This window comes from Vibrio ishigakensis (assembly GCF_024347675.1).
In the GTDB taxonomy this organism is placed as follows: domain Bacteria; phylum Pseudomonadota; class Gammaproteobacteria; order Enterobacterales; family Vibrionaceae; genus Vibrio; species Vibrio ishigakensis.
This window is the reverse complement of the sequence record NZ_AP024881.1, coordinates 2,486,921-2,511,447: the sequence shown is the minus strand read 5'-3', so window position 1 is coordinate 2,511,447 and position 24,527 is coordinate 2,486,921. Positions and strand designations below refer to the sequence as shown.

Annotated in this window: 22 protein-coding genes and 8 tRNA genes; 29 read left to right on the top strand and 1 reads right to left on the bottom strand. The window is 47.3% G+C overall.

Going from position 1 to position 24,527, the window contains the following annotated elements:
* The first annotated feature begins 26 nt into the window (after window positions 1–26).
* From mazG to rpoS, 11 genes are all read left to right on the top strand, one after another.
* A complete protein-coding gene (mazG, locus tag Pcarn_RS11470; RefSeq protein ID WP_261834000.1) occupies window positions 27–824 on the top strand; it encodes a nucleoside triphosphate pyrophosphohydrolase in 798 nt (265 codons plus the stop codon).
* A gap of 146 nt (window positions 825–970) precedes the next feature.
* Complete coding sequence (locus Pcarn_RS11465; RefSeq protein ID WP_261833999.1) at window positions 971–2,608, top strand: CTP synthase; 1,638 nt, start codon at window positions 971–973, stop codon at window positions 2,606–2,608.
* An 84-nt stretch (window positions 2,609–2,692) separates the two neighbouring features.
* Window positions 2,693–3,991: a phosphopyruvate hydratase gene (eno, locus tag Pcarn_RS11460; protein ID WP_261833998.1), complete on the top strand. Its 1,299-nt coding sequence runs from the start codon at window positions 2,693–2,695 to the stop codon at window positions 3,989–3,991.
* Window positions 3,992–4,334: 343 nt separating this feature from the next.
* Complete coding sequence (gene ftsB / locus Pcarn_RS11455) at window positions 4,335–4,610, top strand: cell division protein FtsB (RefSeq protein WP_261833997.1); 276 nt, start codon at window positions 4,335–4,337, stop codon at window positions 4,608–4,610.
* Between the two features lie 19 nt (window positions 4,611–4,629).
* Window positions 4,630–5,325, top strand: a complete 696-nt coding sequence (gene ispD / locus Pcarn_RS11450; protein WP_261833996.1) for a 2-C-methyl-D-erythritol 4-phosphate cytidylyltransferase — start codon at window positions 4,630–4,632, stop codon at window positions 5,323–5,325.
* Window positions 5,322–5,801, top strand: coding sequence for a 2-C-methyl-D-erythritol 2,4-cyclodiphosphate synthase (ispF, locus tag Pcarn_RS11445; RefSeq protein WP_261833995.1), 480 nt, complete (start codon window positions 5,322–5,324; stop codon window positions 5,799–5,801). The genes ispD and ispF overlap by 4 nt, the downstream gene beginning before the upstream one ends.
* A gap of 7 nt (window positions 5,802–5,808) precedes the next feature.
* Window positions 5,809–6,837 carry a tRNA pseudouridine(13) synthase TruD gene (truD, locus tag Pcarn_RS11440; protein ID WP_261833994.1) on the top strand — a complete coding sequence of 343 codons (1,029 nt, stop codon included), beginning with the start codon at window positions 5,809–5,811 and terminating at the stop codon, window positions 6,835–6,837.
* On the top strand, window positions 6,834–7,574 hold the full coding sequence (surE, locus tag Pcarn_RS11435; protein ID WP_261833993.1) for a 5'/3'-nucleotidase SurE: 741 nt from the start codon (window positions 6,834–6,836) through the stop codon (window positions 7,572–7,574). Before truD ends, surE begins: the two co-directional genes overlap by 4 nt.
* Window positions 7,575–7,577: 3 nt before the next feature.
* On the top strand, window positions 7,578–8,204 hold the full coding sequence (locus Pcarn_RS11430) for a protein-L-isoaspartate(D-aspartate) O-methyltransferase (RefSeq protein ID WP_261833992.1): 627 nt from the start codon (window positions 7,578–7,580) through the stop codon (window positions 8,202–8,204).
* Between the two features lie 4 nt (window positions 8,205–8,208).
* A complete protein-coding gene (locus tag Pcarn_RS11425) occupies window positions 8,209–9,045 on the top strand; it encodes a peptidoglycan DD-metalloendopeptidase family protein (RefSeq protein ID WP_261833991.1) in 837 nt (278 codons plus the stop codon).
* 48 nt (window positions 9,046–9,093) lie between these two features.
* Window positions 9,094–10,071, top strand: coding sequence for an RNA polymerase sigma factor RpoS (gene rpoS / locus Pcarn_RS11420; RefSeq protein ID WP_261833990.1), 978 nt, complete (start codon window positions 9,094–9,096; stop codon window positions 10,069–10,071).
* Window positions 10,072–10,115: 44 nt separating this feature from the next.
* Here the strand turns inward: rpoS and mutS are convergent, their stop codons facing one another.
* Complete coding sequence (gene mutS, locus Pcarn_RS11415; RefSeq protein WP_261833989.1) at window positions 10,116–12,689, bottom strand: DNA mismatch repair protein MutS; 2,574 nt, start codon at window positions 12,687–12,689, stop codon at window positions 10,116–10,118.
* A gap of 73 nt (window positions 12,690–12,762) precedes the next feature.
* On the opposite strand from mutS, the gene Pcarn_RS11410 reads away from it, so the two are divergent.
* The 18 genes from Pcarn_RS11410 to Pcarn_RS11325 all read left to right on the top strand — a co-directional run bounded on the left by Pcarn_RS11410 (window position 12,763) and on the right by Pcarn_RS11325 (window position 24,527).
* A complete protein-coding gene (locus Pcarn_RS11410; protein ID WP_261833988.1) occupies window positions 12,763–13,257 on the top strand; it encodes a CinA family protein in 495 nt (164 codons plus the stop codon).
* Window positions 13,258–13,363: 106 nt separating this feature from the next.
* Complete coding sequence (recA, locus tag Pcarn_RS11405) at window positions 13,364–14,389, top strand: recombinase RecA (protein WP_261833987.1); 1,026 nt, start codon at window positions 13,364–13,366, stop codon at window positions 14,387–14,389.
* A gap of 63 nt (window positions 14,390–14,452) precedes the next feature.
* Window positions 14,453–14,920, top strand: coding sequence for a recombination regulator RecX (recX, locus tag Pcarn_RS11400; protein WP_261833986.1), 468 nt, complete (start codon window positions 14,453–14,455; stop codon window positions 14,918–14,920).
* 165 nt (window positions 14,921–15,085) lie between these two features.
* Window positions 15,086–17,677 carry an alanine--tRNA ligase gene (gene alaS / locus Pcarn_RS11395; RefSeq protein ID WP_261833985.1) on the top strand — a complete coding sequence of 864 codons (2,592 nt, stop codon included), beginning with the start codon at window positions 15,086–15,088 and terminating at the stop codon, window positions 17,675–17,677.
* A gap of 146 nt (window positions 17,678–17,823) precedes the next feature.
* Window positions 17,824–18,996 (top strand): aspartate kinase, encoded by a 1,173-nt coding sequence (locus Pcarn_RS11390; RefSeq protein WP_261833984.1) that lies wholly within the window; start codon window positions 17,824–17,826, stop codon window positions 18,994–18,996.
* Window positions 18,997–19,073: 77 nt separating this feature from the next.
* The gene (csrA, locus tag Pcarn_RS11385) at window positions 19,074–19,271 is read left to right on the top strand and encodes a carbon storage regulator CsrA (RefSeq protein ID WP_004415691.1); all 198 of its coding nucleotides are present in this window, start codon (window positions 19,074–19,076) and stop codon (window positions 19,269–19,271) included.
* 173 nt (window positions 19,272–19,444) lie between these two features.
* A tRNA-Ser gene (locus tag Pcarn_RS11380) sits at window positions 19,445–19,537 on the top strand.
* Between the two features lie 31 nt (window positions 19,538–19,568).
* Window positions 19,569–19,645, top strand: a tRNA-Arg gene (locus Pcarn_RS11375).
* Between the two features lie 22 nt (window positions 19,646–19,667).
* Window positions 19,668–19,760: transfer RNA gene (locus tag Pcarn_RS11370), tRNA-Ser, on the top strand.
* An 83-nt stretch (window positions 19,761–19,843) separates the two neighbouring features.
* Window positions 19,844–19,920: transfer RNA gene (locus Pcarn_RS11365), tRNA-Arg, on the top strand.
* Between the two features lie 56 nt (window positions 19,921–19,976).
* Window positions 19,977–20,053 (top strand) — tRNA-Arg (locus Pcarn_RS11360).
* 56 nt (window positions 20,054–20,109) lie between these two features.
* Window positions 20,110–20,186 (top strand) — tRNA-Arg (locus Pcarn_RS11355).
* 58 nt (window positions 20,187–20,244) lie between these two features.
* Window positions 20,245–20,321 (top strand) — tRNA-Arg (locus tag Pcarn_RS11350).
* Window positions 20,322–20,379: 58 nt separating this feature from the next.
* A tRNA-Arg gene (locus Pcarn_RS11345) sits at window positions 20,380–20,456 on the top strand.
* Between the two features lie 282 nt (window positions 20,457–20,738).
* Window positions 20,739–21,002 (top strand): oxaloacetate decarboxylase subunit gamma, encoded by a 264-nt coding sequence (locus Pcarn_RS11340; RefSeq protein ID WP_261833983.1) that lies wholly within the window; start codon window positions 20,739–20,741, stop codon window positions 21,000–21,002.
* A gap of 24 nt (window positions 21,003–21,026) precedes the next feature.
* Window positions 21,027–22,808 (top strand): sodium-extruding oxaloacetate decarboxylase subunit alpha, encoded by a 1,782-nt coding sequence (gene oadA, locus Pcarn_RS11335; protein WP_261833982.1) that lies wholly within the window; start codon window positions 21,027–21,029, stop codon window positions 22,806–22,808.
* A gap of 12 nt (window positions 22,809–22,820) precedes the next feature.
* Complete coding sequence (locus Pcarn_RS11330) at window positions 22,821–23,951, top strand: sodium ion-translocating decarboxylase subunit beta (protein ID WP_261833981.1); 1,131 nt, start codon at window positions 22,821–22,823, stop codon at window positions 23,949–23,951.
* 120 nt (window positions 23,952–24,071) lie between these two features.
* Window positions 24,072–24,527: a YqaA family protein gene (locus Pcarn_RS11325; protein ID WP_261833980.1), complete on the top strand. Its 456-nt coding sequence runs from the start codon at window positions 24,072–24,074 to the stop codon at window positions 24,525–24,527.

Sequence of the window (24,527 nt, the reverse complement as noted above, 5' to 3'; positions counted from 1 at the left end):
GGGGCTTGATTTTTATAGGAAAGAATATGTCTACTCCAATCCAGCAACTCCTAGATATCATGGCTAAATTGCGCGATCCGAAGGACGGCTGTCCGTGGGATCTGAAGCAATCTTTCGACACTATTGTGCCGCACACTATAGAAGAAACCTATGAGGTAGTGGATGCCATTCACAACCAAGATTGGAGCAACCTGAAGGAAGAGTTGGGGGATTTGTTGTTTCAGGTGATCTTCTACTCACAACTCGCCAAGGAAGAAGGACTATTCGATTTTCAAGAGGTGGTCGAGCAGGTGAACGAAAAACTTGTACGTCGTCATCCACACGTGTTCAGTGAGCAGGAGTTTGTATCAGAACAAGAAGTTTCTGAGAACTGGGAGCGAGAAAAAGCCAAAGAAAAAGCGCGCATGGGCAAAGTTGAAGAAAGTATTCTAGACTCTGTACCTAAGTCTCTGCCGGCCCTTAGCCGAGCAGACAAGATTCAGAAGCGCTGTGCTAAGTTTGGCTTTGATTGGGATAGCCTCGGCCCTGTAGTTGACAAGGTTCATGAGGAAGTCCAAGAGGTGGTCGACGAGGCGCTCGCTGTGCCTGTTAAGCAAGAAAAAGTAGAAGAGGAGATGGGGGATCTACTCTTTGCTACGGTTAATCTTGCCAGACATCTAGGGTGCAATCCTGAATCTGCGCTGAGCAAAGCCAATGTGAAATTTGAACGACGTTTTCGTGGTGTGGAGCAGAAGGTGGCGCAAAATGGGCGAGAACTGGCAGAATGTGATCTAGATTACCTCGATAACCTATGGAATCAGGTAAAAAACGAAGAGTCGAATTAGTGATAAGATTGTGAATTGATTTGAAGCAAAAAATAAATCAAATGCGTGTGATAAGTTTCACGTTGTGGCGATAAGGGGCTTCTGGTATATTTTCATCCCGTCCAGAAGAAATCCATTTCCCTCATTCAACCAATTTCAGGTTAAACATGACGACAAATTACATTTTTGTTACTGGCGGGGTTGTATCCTCTCTAGGTAAAGGTATTGCAGCGGCATCGCTAGCAGCTATTCTTGAAGCTCGTGGTCTTAAAGTGACCATGATGAAGCTTGACCCTTACATCAACGTTGACCCGGGTACTATGAGCCCGACTCAGCATGGTGAAGTGTTCGTCACGGAAGATGGCGCTGAAACTGACCTTGACCTTGGTCACTATGAGCGATTCATTCGCACCAAGATGACCAAGCGTAACAACTTTACAGCAGGTCGTGTTTATTCAGACGTTCTTGCAGCAGAGCGTCGTGGTGACTATCTAGGTGCCACTATCCAAGTAATTCCACATATCACTAACGCAATCAAAGACCGCGTAATCAAAGGCTCTGAAGGCCACGATGTAGCGATCGTTGAGGTTGGTGGTACCGTTGGTGATATCGAATCTCTACCTTTCATGGAAGCGATTCGTCAGCTTGCAGTTGAGCTAGGCCGTGAGCGCGCTATGTTCATGCACCTAACGCTAGTTCCTTACCTAGCGGCAGCGGGTGAAGTTAAGACCAAGCCAACCCAGCACTCAGTTAAAGAACTTCTTTCTATCGGTATCCAGCCTGACATCCTAGTATGTCGTAGCGACCGCATGATCCCAGCGAACGAGCGTAAGAAGATTGCTCTGTTCTGTAACGTGTCTGAGAAAGCAGTTATCTCGATGAAGGACGTAGATTCTATCTACAAGATCCCTCAACTTATCAAGTCTCAAGGTTTGGATGACCTTGTATGTACTCGCTTTGGCATCAATGCACCAGAAGCAGATCTATCTGAGTGGGAACAGGTAATCTACGAAGAAGCGAACCCAACTGGTGACGTGACTATCGGTATGGTTGGTAAGTACATCGAACTACCAGATGCATATAAGTCTGTTAACGAAGCACTTAAGCACGCAGGCTTGAAAAACCGCCTAAACGTTAATATTAAATACGTAGACTCTCAGGATGTTGAGAGCAAAGGCGATGAAGCACTAGCAGGTCTAGACGCTATCCTAGTTCCAGGTGGCTTCGGTGACCGTGGTGTTGAAGGTAAGATCCTTGCGGCGAAATATGCACGTGAGAACAAACTTCCTTACCTTGGTATCTGTCTAGGTATGCAGGTAGCGCTTATTGAGTACGCTCGTAACGTTGCTGGTCTAGAGGGTGCACATTCAACAGAATTTAACAAAGAGACCAAAAACCCTGTGGTAGGCTTGATCACCGAGTGGGTAGACGGCGAAGGTAAAGTTGAAGAACGTACCGAAACGTCTGACCTAGGTGGAACAATGCGCCTTGGCTCTCAGCTATGTCACCTTGAGAAAGGGACTAAAGCATATGAGCTATACGGTAGCGCGAAGATCCATGAGCGTCACCGTCACCGCTACGAGGTTAACAACAATTTGCGTCCTCTGATCGAAAAAGCTGGTCTGAAAGTATCTGGCTTGTCGGCGGACAAAAAGCTGGTGGAAGTTATCGAGAACCCTGCACACCCATGGTTTGTAGCGGCTCAGTTCCACCCAGAGTTCACTTCGACTCCTCGCGATGGCCACCCGCTGTTCGCAGGTTTCGTAAAAGCAGCTGGTGAATTCCAGCGTGGCGAACTCAAGTAAGTAAAGGATTTAGGTGTCTGAAAGAGCGCGTAGGGCACCTTTAAAATATTGACATTTAAATTTGGAAAATAAGAGGAAACATTAATGTCTAAGATCGTTAAAGTTCTAGGTCGTGAAATCATCGACTCTCGTGGTAACCCAACTGTAGAAGCGGAAGTACACCTAGAAGGCGGTTTCGTTGGTATGGCAGCTGCTCCATCTGGTGCATCTACTGGTTCTCGTGAAGCTCTTGAGCTACGTGACGGCGACAAAGCTCGTTTCCTAGGTAAAGGTGTTCTTAAAGCTGTTGAAGCTGTAAACGGCGAAATCGCTACTGCTCTAACTGGCAAAGATGCTAAAGACCAAGCTACTATCGACCAAGTGATGATCGACCTAGACGGTACTGAAAACAAGTCTAAGTTCGGTGCGAACGCTATCCTAGCTGTATCTCTAGCGAACGCTAAAGCAGCTGCAGCTGCTAAAGGCATGCCACTATTTGAGCACATCGCTGAGCTAAACGGCACTGCTGGTCAATTCTCTATGCCTCTACCAATGATGAACATCATCAACGGTGGTGAGCACGCTGATAACAACGTTGACATCCAAGAGTTCATGATCCAACCAGTTGGTGCTAAGACTCTTAAAGAAGGTCTACGTATCGGTGCAGAAGTATTCCACAACCTAGCTAAAGTTCTTAAGTCTAAAGGCTACAGCACTGCAGTTGGTGACGAAGGTGGTTTCGCTCCTAACCTTAAGTCTAACGCTGAAGCTCTAGAAGTTATCGCAGAAGCTGTTGCAGCTGCTGGTTACGAGCTAGGCAAAGACGTTACTCTTGCTATGGACTGTGCAGCATCTGAGTTCTTCGACAAAGAAGCTGGCATCTACAACATGAAAGGCGAAGGTAAGACTTTCTCTTCTGAAGAGTTCAACCACTACCTAGCTGAGCTAGCTAACCAATTCCCAATCGTTTCTATCGAAGACGGTCTAGACGAGTCTGACTGGGATGGCTTCAAGCACCAAACTGAACTGCTAGGTGACAAGCTTCAACTAGTAGGTGACGACCTATTCGTTACTAACACTAAGATCCTTGCTGAAGGTATCGAGAAAGGCGTAGCTAACTCTATCCTAATCAAGTTCAACCAAATCGGTTCTCTAACTGAGACTCTAGCTGCAATCAAGATGGCTAAAGACGCAGGTTACACAGCTGTAATCTCTCACCGTTCTGGCGAAACTGAAGATGCAACTATCGCTGACCTAGCGGTAGGTACAGCTGCAGGTCAAATCAAGACTGGTTCTATGAGCCGTTCTGACCGTGTTGCTAAGTACAACCAACTTATCCGTATCGAGGAAGCTCTAGGTGAGCGTGCTCCTTACAACGGTCTAAAAGAAGTTAAAGGCCAATAATTCTTCGTATTTGCAGCCGTAGCGTTGTTGACTGCTTAGGTTTTTCTCCATTACATAGTTACCTATGCTCAGGAGCAAAAACCTAATTGTCGCCTAGCTACAACAGCAACTACTTCGAATTATAAGCACTAAGCTTTTTAGAGCGCTCCACTTAGGTGGGGCGCTTTTTTATTTGCTTGTTGCTAAAAGCAATCGAAACAAACGTCATCCTCGAGTGCTCCTATCGAGGATCTTCTTACCCTCCAATCTCCCCCATTTGTTTTCCGGCAACTAAGTTTTTCTGACTGATACCACCGGAATTGTGTTATAAATAGCGCAGTTACATCTAGAAGGATTTGGGCAAGTGCGTGTTTTCTCCGTCATACTGTTTGGGTTGCTGGTTTGGCTTCAGGCCGATTTGTGGTTTGGTAAAAACGGCATCAGTGAACTAAGACAAGTACAAGATGAGATTGCGGTGCAAAGCTCGGTCAACGCTGAATTGCAAAAGCGTAATGACGAGATGTTTGCCGAGATAGACGACCTGCGTCAAGGCTTGGACGCTATCGAGGAAAGAGCTCGCAACGAGCTTGGTATGGTGAAGAAGGGCGAAACCTTCTACCGTATAATTGATTCCGAATAACCCTAAAACGGTTCCTAATTTGAATAAGTATATCGCTATAGTTCCTGCAGCCGGTATCGGCAGTCGTATGCAGGCAGATAAACCCAAGCAATACTTGTCCCTACTGGGCAAAACCATCCTAGAACATACCGTTGAGCGCTTGCTTGCTCATCCTCAGATTGATGAGGTGATAGCCGCAATCAGTGCATCTGACGATTACTTCTCTCAAACCTCTTTGTCGGATAACCCTAAGGTGACTCAAGTACTTGGCGGTAAAGAGCGCTGCGATACCGTGCTAAACGCACTCGAGCACCTTAATCAACACAGCTATCAAGGCAAGGTTCTGGTGCATGACGCAGCTAGACCTAACTTTCAGTTGAATGACCTGACAGCCTTGATGGAGAAGGCAGAAGCACACTCTGTGGGGGCTATTCTTGCCTGTAAGGTGAAGGATACGATGAAGCGCTCAGATGAGGCTGCAAACATCAAATCTACTGTTTCTCGCGCTAATCTTTGGCACGCACTGACGCCACAAATGTTTGATTGTGAGGCCTTACGTCTGGCATTGCGCTCGGCACTGGACCAAAATCAACTAGTCACAGATGAGGCCTCGGCTATGGAGCTACTCGGAGAATATCCGGCTCTAGTGGAAGGCCGTGCGGACAACATCAAGGTCACTCAACCTGAGGACTTTGCATTGATGAAATTTTATCTATCTCAACAGGAGCAAGCATGATTCGTATCGGACACGGCTTTGACGTACATAAATTTGGTGGCGAGGGTCCGGTTATTATAGGTGGCGTTGCCGTCCCTTATGAGCAAGGCTTGCTAGCACACTCAGACGGTGATGTGGCGCTTCATGCGGTATGTGATGCTCTGTTGGGCGCAATAGCGGCCGGTGATATTGGTCATCACTTCCCAGACACTGACGACAAGTGGAAGGGCGCAAACAGTCGTGAGCTTCTAAAAGATGTTTATCGCAGGGTTTTAGAAGAAGGGTATCTACTCGGTAACCTAGATGTGACCATTATGGCTCAAGCGCCAAAGATGGCGCCGCATATTGAATCTATGCGTCAGGCGATTGCTGAAGACCTCAATGCTGAGCTTAGCCAGATCAATGTTAAAGCGACCACTACCGAGCGTCTCGGATTTACTGGTCGAAAAGAGGGTATTGCGGTCGAGGCCGTAGTCCTTATCACAAAGAATAACTAAGAGTTTTATGAGCGATATTCTCAACCATCTCGCTTACCTGCACGGTAAGCCAAGTGCCAAAGCCAAGCTTAAGGTTGAACCTGAGCATTTTATTGTAAAGGAAGATCTAGGCTTTGAGTTTACAGGCTCAGGGGAACACCTGATGCTAAAAATTCGCAAAACAGGTGAGAACACCAGTTTTGTTGCCAATGAGCTTGCTAAGTTCCTCGGTGTAAAGTCTAAGGATGTAAGCTGGGCTGGCCTGAAGGATCGCCACGCGGTTACTGAGCAGTGGCTCAGTGTTCATCTGCCAAAGGGCGATGTGCCTGATTTGAGCTTGTTTTCCAAGCTCCACCCTAGTGTAGAAATCCTAGAATCTAGTCGTCACAACAAAAAGCTTCGCCCAGGTGACCTGCAAGGTAATTTCTTTGAGATCACCTTGACCGAGGTTAGCGATATCACTGAGGTAGAATCTCGCCTGCAGAAGGTATCTGAGCTGGGTGTACCAAATTACTACGGTGAGCAGCGTTTTGGTCGCAATGGTAATAATGTTTCTGAGGCTGGTCGTTGGGGGCGTGAGAACGTTCGAACTCGTAATCAAAATAAGCGCAGCCTATACCTATCTGCCGCTCGCTCATGGATCTTCAACCAGATTGTCTCTAACCGTATTGAGCAAAGCTGTTTTGCTACGCCAATCGAAGGCGACATAGTTATGCTAAATGGTAAGCCGCAGCCTTTTGAACAGGAATTCGATGCGATTACAGCAACCCTTGCCGGTGATAATGAGTTGCCTACTCAAGTGGCAGCGCGTGCTCTTGAGCAAGAGGTGGTGGATTCTGAACCAGACCTAATGGCACTTATTCGTGGTAATCGCATGCGCCATGATCGTCGTGAGATAAGCTTGCATCCAACAGATTTGAGCTGGAGTGCTGAGCAAGATGAGGTAAAGGTCTGTTTCTGGCTTTCTTCAGGTAACTTCGCGACTTCTATCTTCAGAGAAGTAATTGAAGAGATTCCATTCGAGCGCGAATATAATCAAGAGAACAAATCAGCATGAAGATCTTAATAAGTAACGATGATGGGGTTCATGCTGAGGGTATTCAGACACTGGCAAATGCCCTAAAAGATATCGCGGAGATAGTGGTTGTTGCTCCTGACAGAAACCGCAGCGGTGCGTCTAACTCTTTGACCCTTGAGAGCCCACTTCGAGTTAACGAGATAAAACCCAACGTATTTTCCGTTCAAGGCACCCCGACCGACTGCGTCCACTTCGCCTTAAACGAACTGATGAAAGATGACTATCCAGACTTAGTGCTAAGTGGTATCAATCACGGTGCTAACCTAGGCGACGATGTGCTTTATTCAGGTACGGTAGCTGCAGCTATGGAAGGACATTTCCTTGGCGTGCAGGCAATTGCGATTTCTTTGGTTGGTAAAACCCATTTTGATACTGCTGCGCGCATCGCTAGAGAATTAGTCTTGCAGCACAGAAGTAACCCTATTCCTACCAACCGATTGATTAACGTAAACGTACCGGATGTGCCGTTCGAGGAGCTGGGCACTACAGAGGTCACTCGCCTTGGGGCTCGCCATCATGCTGAAAATATGATCAAGCAGCTCGACCCTCGCGGTCAGCAGATCTATTGGCTTGGTCCTCCGGGTAAAGAGCAGGACGCGGGGCACGGTACGGATTTTTATGCTATCGAGCAAGGTCAGGTATCGGTAACCCCTCTTCAGGTAGACCTTACTGCACATGAATCTCTGCCTTCGATGAAGGCTTGGTTAGAAAGGTAACGAATGGCCCTGTATCAAGCACAGAGACTATCAGAACAATTAAGACACCTAGGCATTCAAGATCAGAAGGTATTGGATGCCATTGCCCGCATTCCTCGTGATCAGTTCTTGTCAGAGGCAATGCGCCATCAGGCGTACGATAACAATGCACTGCCAATAGGCTGTGGGCAAACCATCTCTCAGCCATATATCGTTGCAAAAATGACAGAGCTTTTAGAACTTGATTACAAAAGCAAGGTCTTAGAGGTAGGTACAGGCTCTGGCTATCAGACCTCGATACTGTCGCAGTTGGTAGAAAAAGTTTACTCGGTGGAGCGAATCAAGGCCTTGCAATGGGATGCCAAGCGTCGTCTATCACGCTTAGACATATACAACGTCTCTACCAAGCACACGGATGGCTGGCTTGGCTGGAAGGCGAATGCACCATATGACGCTATTATTGTTACAGCAGCTGCGGCTGAGGTGCCAGCTGCATTGGTAGAACAGCTTAATGTTGGTGGTACGTTAATCATCCCGGTTGGCGAAGAACACCAGCGCTTGTTTAAGATTGTAAAAACGGAATCGGGAATTGAATCGCACTTTATAGAGGATGTCAGGTTCGTTCCTTTAGTACATGGAGAGTTAGCTTAACCCTATGAAGAGGTATTGGCCGAGTGTTGTGGCTGTCTGCTTGGGAGTGCTTCTAGCTGGATGTGCTCCCTCATCGATGAGTGGCAAGCGCGACTATCGTAGCGTAGACAAAGGAAGTTATAGAGGCAGTTTCTATGTGGTAAACAAGGGAGATACCTTGTACTACATCGCTTATATAACTGGACGTGACGTCAATAAACTCATCCGATTCAATGAGTTAAAGCCACCTTATACCCTTCGCATCGGCCAGAAGATAAAACTCTGGTATCCACACTATCAAGACGATACCCCGTCTTATATTGGCGGTGGAGGTACGGCGATTGCGAAAACCAATAATAGCCAACCAAGCTCGACCCAAACAAAAACTTCCACGGCTTCTCAAAAAAGTGCTAACACCAAGGTTGATCCGCAACCAACAAAGGAGTATGTTGGTGCTAAACAAAATGTTAACAAGGTCGCAACTTCTAGCTCTGCAAGCAAACCAGTCTCCTCATGGGTTTGGCCTACCAAAGGACGTGTAGTCAACAAATTCGATACAGGGGAAAAGGGCATAGATATAGCAGGGCAGAGAGGTCAAGCGGTCGTCTCGACAGCAAGCGGTAGTGTCGTTTATTCGGGTAGTGCGCTAAGAGGTTACGGTAATCTGGTTATCGTAAAACATAACAATGATTATCTCAGTGCCTACGCACACAACGACACCCTCCTCGTCCAAGAAGGACAATCAGTCAAGGCCGGCCAAAAGATAGCGACCATGGGCAGCTCAGGAACGAGCGGCGTTAAGTTGCATTTTGAGATTAGATATCAAGGGAAATCGGTTAATCCGGAAAGATATTTACCATAATAAGGTTGTCGGCATGTATGCCCCACCTGCCAAGCCATTGGAGGCGCTATGAGTATGGATAACACAGCAGCAAAAGTGGAAGACTTGGCTCAAAACAGTGATGAAATGGAAGTCGCTAGCGTTGAGCTTGAGCGTGTAGTCGAAGAGCCAGAGGTAAAAGAAGAGTTTGATGCCTCGGCGAAAAATCTAGACGCAACACAACTCTATTTGGGTGAGATTGGCTTCTCCCCACTCCTTACTGCAGAAGAAGAAGTTCTGTACGCCCGTCGCGCCCTTCGTGGTGATGAAGCAGCTCGCAAACGCATGATCGAGAGTAACCTTCGCCTAGTGGTGAAGATCTCCCGTCGCTATAGCAATCGCGGTCTAGCGCTACTAGATCTCATCGAAGAGGGTAACCTTGGCCTTATTCGTGCCGTTGAGAAGTTCGATCCAGAGCGTGGTTTCCGTTTCTCAACCTATGCAACTTGGTGGATTCGCCAGACCATTGAACGCGCACTGATGAATCAGACACGTACTATTCGTTTGCCTATTCACGTAGTAAAAGAGCTAAACATCTACTTGCGTACCGCGCGTGAACTGTCTCAGAAACTCGACCATGAGCCGACAGCGGAAGAGATCGCACAGCAACTTGATAAGCCTGTAGATGATGTAAGCAAGATGCTTCGCCTGAATGAGCGTGTGAGCTCCGTAGATACCCCAATCGGTGGTGACGGCGATAAGGCACTGCTAGACATTATTCCTGATATCAATAACTCTGATCCAGAGGTATCAACTCAGGATGAGGATATCAAACACTCGCTTATCGATTGGTTAGATGAGCTAAACCCAAAACAGAAAGAAGTGTTAGCCCGCCGCTTTGGTCTGCTTGGCTATGAGCCATCCACTCTGGAAGAGGTGGGACGCGAGATCAATCTAACCCGTGAACGTGTTCGCCAGATCCAAGTAGAAGGCCTACGCCGTCTGCGTGAAATCCTGCTGAAACAGGGTTTGAATATGGAGTCGCTATTTAACTTCGATAGCGAATAAGAAGCAGACAAAACAAAGGCCAGCAATATGCTGGCCTTTTTGCGTTATAGGAGTTTCTTCAATCGATACAGCTCTTCTAGAGCTTGTCTCGGAGTAAGCTCATCTGGGTCGATATTGGCGATAGCTTGTTCCACTTCACTTGGTTCAGGGATCAAGCTTAATTGATTAGCAATATCCACTTGAGGTGAGTTTGAGGTAGCTTTCGGTTCACTGTGACTCAATTGCTCAAGAAGACTCAGCTTTTGACGCGCTTGCTTGATAACCGACTTAGGCACACCTGCAAGGGCAGCAACGGCAAGACCATAAGACTTACTAGCAGCACCCTCCTGCACTGCATGCATAAAGGCAATCTCATCTCCATGTTCAACCGCATCTAGGTGCACGTTAGCTAGGCCTTTGATCTGTGCTGGCAGTTCGGTCAACTCAAAGTAGTGCGTGGCAAATAGGGTCAGAGCGTTGATTTGACTTGCCAACCATTCTGCACTTGCCCAAGCTAGAGAAAGGCCATCATAGGTACTGGTGCCACGACCAATTTCATCCATCAGCACTAGGCTTTTCTCGGTAGCGTTGTGCAGAATATTAGCCGTCTCTGTCATTTCCACCATAAAGGTTGAACGACCAGAAGCTAAGTCATCGGATGCTCCGATTCGGGTAAAGATCCTATCTAGAGTTCCGATTTGAGCGGACTCGGCAGGCACGTATGAGCCAATATGAGCCATGAGCGCAATGAGTGCGGTTTGACGCATATAGGTCGATTTACCACCCATGTTAGGGCCGGTAATGATCAGCATCTTGCGCTCAGGAGCCAACTCAACTGGGTTTGCAATAAACGGTGCATCAAGAACCTGCTCAACAACAGGGTGACGGCCATTTTGGATAGAAACGCCAATCTCCTTGCTTAGACTTGGGCGGCAGTAGTCTAGGGTTTCAGCCCGCTCTGCAAGGTTTTGTAGCACATCTAGTTGCGCGATGGCGTCTGACATTAATTGCAGCTGCTCAAGGTGTGGAAGCAGTAGATCAAACAACTGTTCCCACAACTGCTTTTCAACCGCTAGGGCTTTGGATTTGGAATTAAGTACCTTATCTTCATGCTCTTTCAGCTCAGGAATGATATAGCGCTCAGCGTTTTTTAGGGTCTGACGGCGAACATAGTAAGGTGGAACTAAGTGACTTTGACCTCGGCTGACTTGGATATAGAAACCATGTACCGCATTGTAGCCAACCTTTAGGGTGTCGATACCGTGGCGCTCACGCTCATCAGTCTCAAGTTTTTCGAGATATTCAGTAGCGCCGTTTGCTAAGTCTCGCCATTGGTCTAGCTCTTGACTATAGCCAGGTGCAATCACACCACCATCACGAATCACTACAGGCGGGTTTTCAATAATGGCTGATTCTAGAAGCTCACACAGCTCCTGCATTGGCTTGGCATTATCGCGAAGCATCTGCAATCTCTCTGCACTAACTTCACTGATACTTGCTTCCAGTTCTGGTAGCAATTGCAGTGCATTACGAAGACGCGCGAGATCGCGTGGTCTTGCACTGCGAAGCGCAAGTCTTGCAAGGATACGCTCAACATCTCCGATTTGTTTAAGGGTAGGGCTTAGCTCTTGTGCAAGACCGCTATCGATCAACTCAGAGATGGAGTCTAGGCGCTCGTTGATGGTGACAAGGTCTCGAGTAGGCTGATGTAGCCAGCGCTTGAGCATTCGACTACCCATGGCTGTAGCGCTATGATCTAGCACCTCTGCAAGGGTGTTATCCGTATCACCGGCTAGGTTTTGCGTTAGCTCTAGGTTACGACGAGTTGAGGCATCTAGGATAACCGAGTGATCTTGTCTATCTACAGTCAGCGAGCGAATGTGAGGGAGTGCGGTACGCTGAGTGTCTTTTACATATTGAATGAGACAACCAGCGGCGCAAAGACCACGCTCGGCTTGTTCTACGCCAAAACCAATGAGATCCTTAGTACCGAACTGTTGATTGAGCTGTTGTTTGGCGGTTGCCAGTTCAAACTCCCAACTTGGGCGACGACGATTTCCGTTACGTCCTTCAAATAGGCGCACTTGCTCAAAGTCTTCTGGAAACAGAAGCTCTTTTGGGTTGGTACGCTGAAGCTCGGCCAGCATCGCCTCTTCGGTTTCTGGCTGGCTCAGCATGAATCGCCCAGAGGTGATATCCAGAGTAGAGTAGCCAAATTTGCCATTGTGCTCATAGATAGCGGCAATCAGGTTATCAACACGCTCGCTGAGGAGCGCTTCATCACTCACTGTGCCTGGTGTAACTATGCGAACAACTTTGCGCTCGACTGGTCCCTTAGAGGTAGCCGGATCACCCACTTGTTCACAGATGGCGACAGACTCACCTAACTGAACCAGTTTCGCCAGATAGCCTTCCACAGCATGAAAGGGTACGCCCGCCATTGGAATTGGCTCTCCAGCAGAAGCTCCGCGTTTGGTGAGTGAGATATCGAGCAGTTGAGAGGCGTGCTTAGCGTCGTCATAAAACAACTCATAGAAGTCGCCCATACGATAGAACAACAATATATCGGGATTCTCCGCTTTTAAGCGCAGGTACTGTTGCATCATTGGGGTGTGTTTAGGCTTGGATTTTACCGACATATCTGGGCGAATTTCTTTTCATTAATCTTGTTGAGGCTTAGGATAAATGAATCGCAGAACAAGGGTAAAGGGTATGTCGGATCTTTCTTTACTGACTTTAAGTAAAAACGTGGGTGAACTCCTTAAAAAGCAAGGTTGGATGATGGCGACCGCAGAGTCATGCACAGGTGGGGGAGTTGCGCAATCCATCACTGAAATTGCTGGTAGCTCGGCTTGGTTTGACCGCGCCTTTGTGACTTACTCTAATGAAGCCAAGCAAGAGATGATTGGAGTAGATGCAGCGCTAATCGATGAGTTTGGTGCAGTGAGTGAGCCGGTTGCAAAAGCCATGGCGTTGGGGGCGCTAGAACATTCCAACGCACAAGTGGCGGTTTCTATTACTGGAATTGCAGGCCCTGGCGGAGGGACCGAAACCAAGCCGGTGGGCACTGTCTGTTTTGGATTGGCTGTAAAGGGCAAACTTATACAGGTAACTACTGTGTATTTCAGTGGCGATAGAAGCCAAGTAAGAAATCAGTCTATTTGTAATGCTTTGCAAATGATTGAAAAGTATATAGAAAATATCTAATTGCGAGCAGGTCTGCAAAAATTCACTTTTTTATCTAGACACTGTATGAATTAACAGTAATAATTGGTTTTAACAAACGAAGTTATCCGTCTTTTTGGAGCAAGTAATGGACGAAAATAAACAAAAAGCACTGGCCGCGGCGCTAGGTCAAATTGAAAAGCAGTTCGGTAAAGGCTCTATCATGCGCCTTGGTGACAACAAAGCAATGGACGTTGAAACCATTTCTACTGGCTCACTCTCTCTTGATATCGCTCTTGGTGCTGGTGGTTTGCCAATGGGGCGTATCGTTGAAATTTTCGGTCCTGAATCTTCGGGTAAAACTACTCTAACTCTAGAGCTTATTGCAGCTGCACAACGTGAAGGTAAAACCTGTGCATTTGTTGATGCTGAGCACGCTCTAGACCCTGTATACGCTCAAAAGCTTGGCGTAGATATCGACCAACTTCTTGTTTCTCAGCCAGATACGGGTGAGCAAGCTCTCGAAATCTGTGATGCACTGGCTCGTTCTGGCGCAGTAGACGTTCTGGTTGTTGACTCAGTAGCTGCTCTAACTCCAAAAGCAGAAATTGAAGGCGAGATGGGCGACAGCCACATGGGTCTTCAAGCTCGTATGCTTTCTCAAGCTATGCGTAAGCTGACGGGTAACCTTAAGCAATCTAACTGTATGTGTATCTTCATCAACCAGATCCGTATGAAGATCGGTGTGATGTTTGGTAACCCAGAGACTACCACTGGTGGTAACGCACTTAAGTTCTATGCTTCAGTTCGTCTAGATATCCGTCGTACTGGCGCTATCAAAGAGGGTGACGAAGTAGTAGGTAACGAAACTCGTATTAAGGTAGTTAAGAACAAGATTGCAGCTCCATTTAAGCAAGCGGAAACACAGATCATGTACGGCCAAGGCTTTAACCGTGAGGGCGAGTTAATCGACCTAGGTGTTAAACACAAGCTAGTAGAAAAAGCGGGTGCTTGGTACAGCTACAATGGTGACAAGATCGGTCAGGGTAAAGCGAACGCGTGTAAGTTCCTGCGTGAGAACCCAGAAGCGGCACAAGCTATCGATGCTAAGCTTCGTCAGATGCTACTGACTACCGCTCAGCTAGAAGAGTCTTCAGAAATCGAAGTTGAATAAGCTTAGATTCCTTTGAGATAGAGCCCTTAATTGGGCTCTATTTGTTTCTAAGAGAGGAGAAATATGTACGCAACAGCAAACAGAAAAACAGCCAATCAGTGGTCAGCCAAAGAAGCCGCACTGAACCTATTGAGTCGTCGTGACCATGGTCGCTATGAGTTAGGGCAGAAGCTTCTCAATAAGGGCTATGAGCTATCGGATATCGATGAGGCAATCTCTTTTTGCGTAGAGCACCACTATCTTGACGATTTTCGTTACGCCAAAAGTCAGGTGCGCCAACATGTTGCGAAAGGCCATGGTGAGCGTCGTATTCGCCAAGAGCTCAATATCAAAAAAGTGTCCGATCAAGTTGTGGAAGAGGCATTAGAGGCAGAGCCACAGGATTGGTTTGAACTTGCCAAAGAGACTGCGTTTAAAAAGTTCAAAGGTGCAGAGGCAAGCGACCCGAAAGAGTATGCAAAACAGGTTCGTTTTCTGCAGTATCGAGGCTTCAGCTTCGAGCAAATCAAGTATGCCCTAGGCAAAGACTAGTTTAGCCCCTTCATTTCCCTTCTAGCCTAACTCCTTGGCATTGCAGCTGATCCTAAAATTGAACAAATCATCTACGCCTAACTTGATGCAGAAACTAGCATATTAAAGCGACTTAAGTGTAGAATGTGGCAAAATTTTCCACATGATCATTTCAGGAATTGTCGCATGTACATGAGCACCGCAGAAATTCGTAGTGCCTTTTTAAAGTTCTTTGAAAGTAAAGGGCACCAGATCGTAGAGAGTTCTTCTCTAGTACCACACAACGATCCTACTCTGCTGTTTACCAACGCGGGTATGAACCAGTTTAAAGATTGCTTCCTAGGCGCTGAAAAACGAGCCTACACCCGAGCAACCTCTGCCCAGCGCTGTGTACGTGCTGGTGGTAAACACAACGACCTTGAGAACGTTGGTTTTACTGCACGTCACCACACCTTCTTCGAAATGCTAGGTAACTTCAGTTTCGGTGATTACTTCAAGCAAGACGCTATCAAGTTTGCTTGGGAATTCTTGACCGAAACTCTAGAACTACCAAAAGAAAAGCTTCTAGTAACTGTTTATGAAACAGATGACGAAGCATTCGAGATCTGGAACAAAGAGATCGGTATTGATGCCGAACGCATTATTCGAATCGGTGACAAGAAAGGCGGTAAGCCATACGAGTCAGATAACTTCTGGACTATGGGTGATACTGGTCCTTGTGGTCCATGTACAGAGATCTTCTATGACCATGGTGAGCACATCTGGGGTGGTCGTCCTGGTACGCCAGAAGAAGATGGTGACCGTTTCATCGAGATCTGGAACAACGTATTCATGCAGTTCAACCGTCACGCAGACGGCACTATGGAACCTCTTCCAAAGCCTGCTGTTGATACTGGTATGGGTATTGAGCGTATCTCAGCAATCATGCAGGGCGTTCACTCGAACTATGAGATCGACGTATTCCAAACGCTGATTAAGTCTGCTGCTGAAGTAATCGGCTATGAAGACCTGAGCAACCAATCGCTACGTGTTATTGCAGACCACATCCGTTCTTGTTCTTTCTTGATCGTTGACGGTGTAATGCCTTCTAACGAAGGCCGTGGTTATGTACTTCGTCGTATTATTCGTCGCGCTGTTCGTCACGGTAACAAACTAGGTGCACAAGGCGTATTCTTCCACAAGTTAGTGGGCGTACTTGCTGATGTTATGGGCGAGGCGGGTGCTGAGCTTAAGAAGCAGCAAGGCCTTGTAGAGAAAGTACTTCGTATCGAAGAGGAAAACTTTGGCCGTACGCTAGAGCGTGGCATGGTAATCCTAAACGAATCTCTTGAGTCACTAAGTGCGAAAGATGAAACCGTTCTTGACGGTGAGACAGTATTTAAACTGTACGACACCTATGGCTTCCCGGCTGACCTTACTAACGATGTAGCGCGTGAGCGTGAGTTCTCTATCGATGAAGAAGGCTTCGAAAAAGCGATGGAAGCACAGCGTCAGCGTGCTCGCGAAGCTGGTCAATTCGGTACTGACTACAACCAAGCAATTAAGATCGACAGCACTTCTGAGTTCTGCGGTTATTCGGCTAGCACAGTTAACAGTGAGCTTGAAGCTATCTTTGTAGAGGGCGTTGAGTCTGAAAACCTATCTGCAGGTCAAAAAGCTATCCTAATTCTTAAAGAGACGCCATTCTATGCTGAGTCTGGTGGCCAATGTGGTGACACAGGTGTGCTTAAGACTGAGACTGGTCTATTCACAGTAACCGACACTCAGAAGCTAGGTAACGCAATTGCTCACCACGGTGAACTTACCCAAGGCGTTATGAGTAAGGGTGAAGCGGTTGAAGCGGATGTTGATGCTGAACGCCGTGCATTGGTTTCTCTAAACCACTCTGCAACGCACCTTCTGCACGCGGCTCTTCGTCAAATCCTTGGCGAGCACGTTACTCAGAAAGGCTCACTGGTTAAGCCTGATGGCCTTCGCTTCGACTTCTCTCATCTTGAAGCTATGACAGCTGATGAGATCAAGCAGGTTGAGCGTCTAGTAAACGCTGAGGTTCGTCGTAACCATGTGATTGAAACCAACGTTATGGACATCGAGTCTGCTAAGCAGAAGGGTGCTATGGCGCTATTCGGTGAGAAGTATGACGATGAGGTTCGTGTACTTTCTATGGGCGACTTCTCTACTGAGCTTTGTGGTGGTATCCACGCGACTAACACGGGTGATATTGGTCTGTTTAAGATCGCATCTGAGGGTGGTATCGCAGCAGGTATCCGTCGTATCGAAGCGGTAACAGCAGATGCAGCACTTGATGTGTTTGAACAGCAGCAAGAGCAGGCTCAAGCTAAGCTAGCGGAGGCAGTGGCTAAGTCTAAGTCTCTTGAGAAAGAAATTGCTCAACTGAAAGATAAACTAGCTAACCAAGAGAGCGCTAACCTAATAGGTAAGGTTCAAGAGATCAATGGAACTAAGGTCCTGATCGCTGGACTAAAAGATGGTGACAGCAAAGCACTTCGTACCATGGTTGACGACCTGAAGAACCAAGTAGGTAGCGGCGTTATCTTGTTAGCAAATGTTGCTGGTGGCAAGATTGCTCTTATCGCTGGTGTAACTAAAGATCTAACCTCCAAAGTGAAAGCGGGTGAGCTAGTGAACTTGGTTGCAACTCAAGTTGGCGGTAAAGGCGGCGGTCGTCCAGACATGGCGCAAGCAGGTGGTAACGACGTTGACGCATTGCCAGAGGCAATGAAGTCAGTTCTTCCTTGGCTGGAAGAGCGCCTGTAAACAAAAGGGTTGCGTGCAGAGGCTAACTCAACTAGTCTCGCACCAGATTTGTGCAAACCAAGTTTTCTGAGAGGAAAACTTGGTTTTATTCGTTTTAAATGTCCAAGCAAAAAGCAGAAGACTTTTTTAGGAAGGTGGAAGAGTAAGTGAAAAAACCATTGATTGTGCAAAAATTTGGTGGGACCTCCGTTGGCTCTGTTGAGCGCATCCGCGCTGTGGCTGAGCAGGTAATCAAATCTAAGAACGAAGGTAATCAAATTTTGGTGGTCGTTTCAGCCATGTCTGGAGAGACCAATAGACTGCAAGGTCTAGCGTACGAAGTGGACAATGTACCCAATGCCCGAGAGTTAGATGTCATCCTCTCAGCTGGAGAGCAGGTGACGATAGCCTTGCTCGCAATGACACTGAATAAACTGGGTTATCAGGCAACCTCCTTAACGGGGTGGCAAGCAGGCATTGTTACTGACGATACACACAATCAAGCGACGATACAGTCGGTAGATAAACAGAAAATCTACGGTTTACTCGATGATGATCAGATAGTGATCGTGGCTGGCTTCCAAGGTATGAATCAAGACGGTGCTATCACTACCCTTGGTCGTGGTGGGTCCGACACCAGTGCGGTGACTCTAGCTGGCCTACTCGAGGCGCAAGAGTGCCAAATCTTCACCGATGTCGATGGTGTATATAGCTGTGATCCTAGGGTTGTTAGCAATGCACAGAAGATGGAGCAGGTAGATTTTCAAGATATGAAGGTGATGGCCGAGCACGGTGCTAAGGTTTTGCACCTGCCATGTGTGGAATATGCCGCTAATAGAAATCTAGACATTCGAGTGCTTTCATCTTTCTCTCCTCAAGGTGGGACACTAGTGACTAAATTGTCCTCACGCGAAGAGGTTTGTGGCCTAGCACTGCAACGAGACTTATCGAAAATCAAATTAATTTCTGATAACGCTGATAAAGTAGCGACCCAATGCCAACTGCTCGGAATTGCTGTGCAACACAGCACCTCTGATAGTTTGGTGGTGAACAGTCTAGACGTATCAAAACTGCTTCAAGTCCTTTCTGATGAAATCGAAAGTGTTGATATTACCAGCGCCCTTACGCTTGTAGGGTCTGCACTCGGGGGCATAAAAAGAGACGCAGAAACGAGACTCAAGGCAGAGAATATCAATGTTATTGATAGTTTTGAGTGTGATGGGGTAGTGAAGTTGCTATTATTACCCGCAGATTTGGACTCAGCAGCAAATTTGGTTCATGCTTTTTATATTGAGCAGGAATCAGCACTAATTGAAAACAAAAAAGCGCTTATTTTGTAATAAGTCCTTTACCATATTGTTATTTTTATTGAATAATAGATCTCAAAGTAATTTGAGTGAAAGCAAGGAGCTATCAAATGCTAATTCTGACTCGCCGAGTTGGCGAAACCCTAATGATTGGTGATGAAGTTACCGTTACTGTTCTTGGCGTTAAGGGAAACCAAGTACGTATCGGTGTTAACGCACCTAAAGAAGTTTCTGTTCATCGTGAAGAGATTTACATGCGTATCCAAGCTGAGAAAGGCAACGGAAACGTAGCATCAGGTAACTACTAATCTATACCTGACTAAAGCTAGCCAAGTGGCTAGCTTTTTTAATTTTTGGGCACTTAAATAGTAATTTTTGACCATTTGGTTGAAACTTGGTCTGTTAACTACTTTTTCCTACATTTTGCCAAGAAATTGTTTGACTTATTTTTGGTAAATCGTAATATGTGCCTCCGCAAGACGGTGAGGTGGCCGAGAGGCTGAAGGCGCTCCCCTGCTAAGGGAGTATACGGTTTGTAGCCGTATCGAGGGTTCGAATCCCTCCCTCACCGCCATTCTTGCTAAGTTCTTGATTTAGAACGTTGCGCGCTCGTAGCTCAGCTGGATAGAGTACCTGGCTACGAACCAGGCGGTCGAAGGTTCGAATCCTTCCGAGCGCGCCATATCGTTTCAACGAACTAATGCGGTGAGGTGGCCGAGAGGCTGAAGGCGCTCCCCTGCTAAGGGAGTATACGGTTTGTAGCCGTATCGAGGGTTCGAATCCCTCCCTCACCGCCATTTATTGACCTTTAGGTCAATTTTTTTGTTTCTAATAATAGAAAGTGTGATAAACTTCACGCCCTTCAATTTAGAAGCACCGTGCGTCCTTAGCTCAGCTGGATAGAGTACCTGGCTACGAACCAGGCGGTCGGAGGTTCGAATCCTCCAGGACGCGCCACTCTTACAATGAATTGCTTTTTAGCGGTTCTACAAAGTCTTCGAAAGAAGCATTGCGCGTCCTTAGCTCAGCTGGATAGAGTACCTGGCTACGAACCAGGCGGTCGGAGGTTCGAATCCTCCAGGACGCGCCACTCTTACAATGAATTGCCTTTTAGCGGTTCTATAAAGTCTTCGAAAGAAGCATTGCGCGTCCTTAGCTCAGCTGGATAGAGTACCTGGCTACGAACCAGGCGGTCGGAGGTTCGAATCCTCCAGGACGCGCCACTCTTTACAATGAATTGCTTTTTTAGCGGTTCTATAAAGTCTTCGAAAGAAGCAATGCGCGTCCTTAGCTCAGCTGGATAGAGTACCTGGCTACGAACCAGGCGGTCGGAGGTTCGAATCCTCCAGGACGCGCCACTCTTTACAATGAATTGCTTTTTTAGCGGTTCTATAAAGTCTTCGAAAGAAGCAATGCGCGTCCTTAGCTCAGCTGGATAGAGTACCTGGCTACGAACCAGGCGGTCGGAGGTTCGAATCCTCCAGGACGCGCCACTATCTCCAAGCCCTGCAAATCTGCAGGGCTTTTTTGTAACTTTCTCATAACAAAATCCGAACATTTCATTAACTTTAACTCCTTGTTTTCATTCGATAATTTGGTGTTTTCTAGCCAGATCGCAGTTTTAAAACACGCAATCGATTACTTTTTATGCTTACTGGTGCACAAAACTGTTGGTTTTGCGTTAAACAAAATTGACAAACTTTCACCAAATTAGATAATCGCTAATCAATGTCTGCTTATGCAGCCGTCAGGATGACGATTACAAGGATGAAAATATGGACAATATTGTAGAAGTGCTGCAAGAGGCAGCCTCAATCATGGTCTTAGGAATGACCATGGTGTTTATCTTTCTAACGCTTCTAGTGTTTGTGGTTAAAACCATGTCTAAATTGGTGGGCCCTGCGCCTGTCGAACCGCAAACCAGCCCAACGAATTCTCAAAAGATTACCAAAGCCCCGTCTGCTGATAACGTCGACCCTAATGTGGTTGCGGCTATTTCTGTCGCCGTGCATAAGTATCGAACAGCAGCCTCGCAATAAGAAAGATTTAGAAGGAGTTAAATTATGGTTAAGCCACTTGCGATTACAGATGTGGTGTTGCGTGATGCGCATCAGTCTCTGTTTGCCACACGCATGCGTCTTGAGGATATGCTTCCTATCGCCGCAGAATTGGATAAGGTCGGCTACTGGTCTCTAGAGACCTGGGGCGGAGCAACCTTTGACTCATGCATTCGTTTCTTGGGTGAAGACCCTTGGGAGCGTCTACGCGAACTTAAAAAGGCGATGCCAAATACACCGATGCAGATGCTGCTGCGTGGTCAGAACCTTCTGGGTTACCGTCACTATGCTGACGATGTGGTGGAAAAGTTCGTAGAGCGAGCACATAAGAACGGTATGGACGTATTCCGCATCTTTGATGCGATGAATGACGTACGCAACTTCGAGAAGGCCGTGAAGTCTGTAGTGGATGTGGGCGCACACGCTCAAGGCACGCTTTCTTATACTACTAGTCCTGTACATAACGCTGATACCTGGGTAGACCTTGCTAAACGCCTTGAAGACCTTGGCTGTCACTCACTGTGTATCAAAGATATGTCTGGCCTTCTTAAGCCTTATGAGGCTGAAGAGCTGATCACCCGTATTAAAGAGTCTTGTGATGTTCCGTTAGCGCTTCACTGCCATGCCACCACCGGCCTGAGCACGGCAACTGCAGTTAAAGCTGTTGAAGCAGGTGTGGATATTCTAGACACGGCTATCTCATCAATGAGCTGTACCTATGGCCACACACCGACCGAGACGGTCGTTGCCATGCTTGAGGGGACTGAGCGTGATACCAAGCTGAAGCTTGATCAGATCGAACCTATCGCTGCCTACTTTAGAGAAGTGCGTAAGAAGTACGCCAAATTTGAAGGTCAACTTAAAGGCGTAGACTCACGAATCCTGATCGCTCAAGTGCCAGGTGGCATGCTGACTAATATGGAAGGCCAACTGAAAGAGCAGGGGGCTGCTGATCGTCTAGACGAAGTGCTAGAAGAGATCCCTCGCGTACGTCAGGACCTTGGTTACATTCCTTTGGTAACTCCAACCTCACAGATCGTGGGTACTCAAGCGGTGATCAACGTTCTTACTGGTGAGCGCTATAAGAGCATCACTAAAGAGACCGCTGGTGTACTTAAGGGTGAATACGGCGCGGCTCCTGCTGAGTTAAACCCTGAACTACAAGCTAAGGTACTAGAGGGCGCAGAGCCTATTACCTGTCGCCCTGCAGACTTGTTGGAGTCTGAATTCGATAGTCTAACTCAAGAGCTTCAGAAGAAGGCGAAGCAAGAGCACATCTCTCTAGCTGAAGAGATTGAGGATGACGTGCTTACCTACGCTCTGTTCCCGCAAGTTGGTCTCAAGTTCCTGAAAAATCGCCACAACCCAGATGCGTTCGAGCCAGCTCCGACCGCAGAGGCTCAAGTGGCAGCACCTGTTGCTAAAACTTCAAGCAAGGGGACTGAGGCATACAGCGTTAAGGTGAATGGTCAGGTATACGATGTAGAAGTTGGCCCGCAAGGTGAGCTTACTTCTGTTGCTCCAGTTACTAACGCAGCACCTCAGCAAGCGGCAGCACCTGTAGATACAGGCCCAACCGAAGACGTGCCAGCGCCTCTTGCCGGTAATATCTTTAAGGTAAACGTGGTCAGTGGCACTTCTGTGGAAGAGGGCGATGTACTGCTTATTCTAGAAGCAATGAAGATGGAAACCGAGGTACGTGCTGCACGCAGCGGTGTGGTGCAAGATCTGCATGTTAAAGAAGGCGACTCGGTTACGGTCGGCTCACCTCTACTTAGCTTGACCTAAGGAAGGCGATACATGGACGGTTTATTAACTCTCTGGGAAGAGACGGGTATCGCTAACTTTGAATTCGGCCAGATCTGCATGATCTTAGTCGGATGTGGTCTGCTGTTTCTCGCTATTCGTAAGGGCTTTGAGCCCTTACTACTGCTACCCATTGGCTTTGGTGCCATCCTAGCTAACATTCCAAATGCTGGCTTTACCGAGCCAGGTGGTTTGTTGTATATGGTTTATGAGGTAGGTATTGCCACGGGTGTATTCCCGCTACTCATTTTCATGGGCGTTGGGGCGATGACCGACTTTGGTGCCCTAATCGCAAACCCTAAGACTCTATGGCTAGGTGCTGCAGCTCAGTTTGGTATCTTTGCTACTCTGTTTGGCGCTATCTTGCTTAACTATGTACCGGGGATGGAGTTCACCTTAGCGGATGCTTCTTCCATTGCGATTATCGGTGGCGCCGACGGTCCAACGGCTATCTTCTTGGCCAGCCGTTTGTCGCCTGATCTCTTGGGTGCGATCGCGGTAGCGGCATACAGCTACATGGCTTTGGTGCCAATTATCCAGCCGCCTATCATGAAAGCGCTGACCAACGAGAAAGAACGTTCTATCAAGATGGCTCAGCTAAGACCTGTAGGTAAGACAGAGAAGATCCTGTTCCCTCTTGGCGTACTCTTGATGACCATCTTGTTCTTGCCATCAGCAACACCACTAGTGGGTATGTTCTGCTTAGGTAACCTGATGCGTGAAGCCGGTGTTGTGGACCGCTTGAGTAAGACGGCTCAGAACGAGCTTATCAACATAGTGACCATTTTCCTTGGCCTTGGTGTTGGCTCTAAGCTTCAAGCGGATAAGTTCTTGAACATTGAGACGCTTGGTATTTTAGGTTTAGGTGCTGTGGCATTCAGCATAGGTACTGCCGCTGGTGTCTTGATGGCTAAGATGCTGAACAAGCTCTCCAAGGAAGACATCAACCCACTGATCGGTGCTGCAGGCGTATCAGCAGTGCCTATGGCTGCACGTGTTGTAAACAAGGTTGGCTTAGAGTCTAACCCGCAAAACTTCTTGCTTATGCATGCCATGGGGCCAAATGTGGCTGGCGTACTGGGCTCGGCGGTAGCCGCTGGTATTCTGCTAGCATTGGTTGGCTAAGCTCGAATCATTCATCAGATAAAGGATGCTGTATGGCATCCTTTTTTTTGACACTAAACTCATGATATTTGGTCAGTATCTGGGTAGTATGAGTGAATAGATTTTTCATTTAAGAATTTGATGGACGCGGTTTTTCAACAGCTGGGCGTGTGGCTTGCCGATTCAGCCCTGACCTTGCTATTTGTTACGGGCTTTTTAAGTGCAACCTTATTGCCCGGTGGCTCAGAGGCAGCCCTACTCGCTACCTTGAGCCTGAATCAATATTCTGTGACCAGTATTATCCTGGTTGCGACCCTAGGTAACACCCTTGGTGGATTAACTAACTACTGGCTTGGGCTGTGGATCCCAAATCGAACTCAAGACGAAAAACATGGTCATAAAGCTCTACAATGGATCAATAAATATGGCTACTGGGCGCTACTCTTTAGTTGGGCGCCGGTCATAGGTGATCCCCTATGCTTAGCTGCAGGTTGGCTACGCATGCGCTTTATCCCTTGTCTCATTTTAATTGCCATAGGCAAACTCTTGCGATACGCCGCTCTGGTGGGTTTGTTCGCGGGATTCGGAACTTTGTAA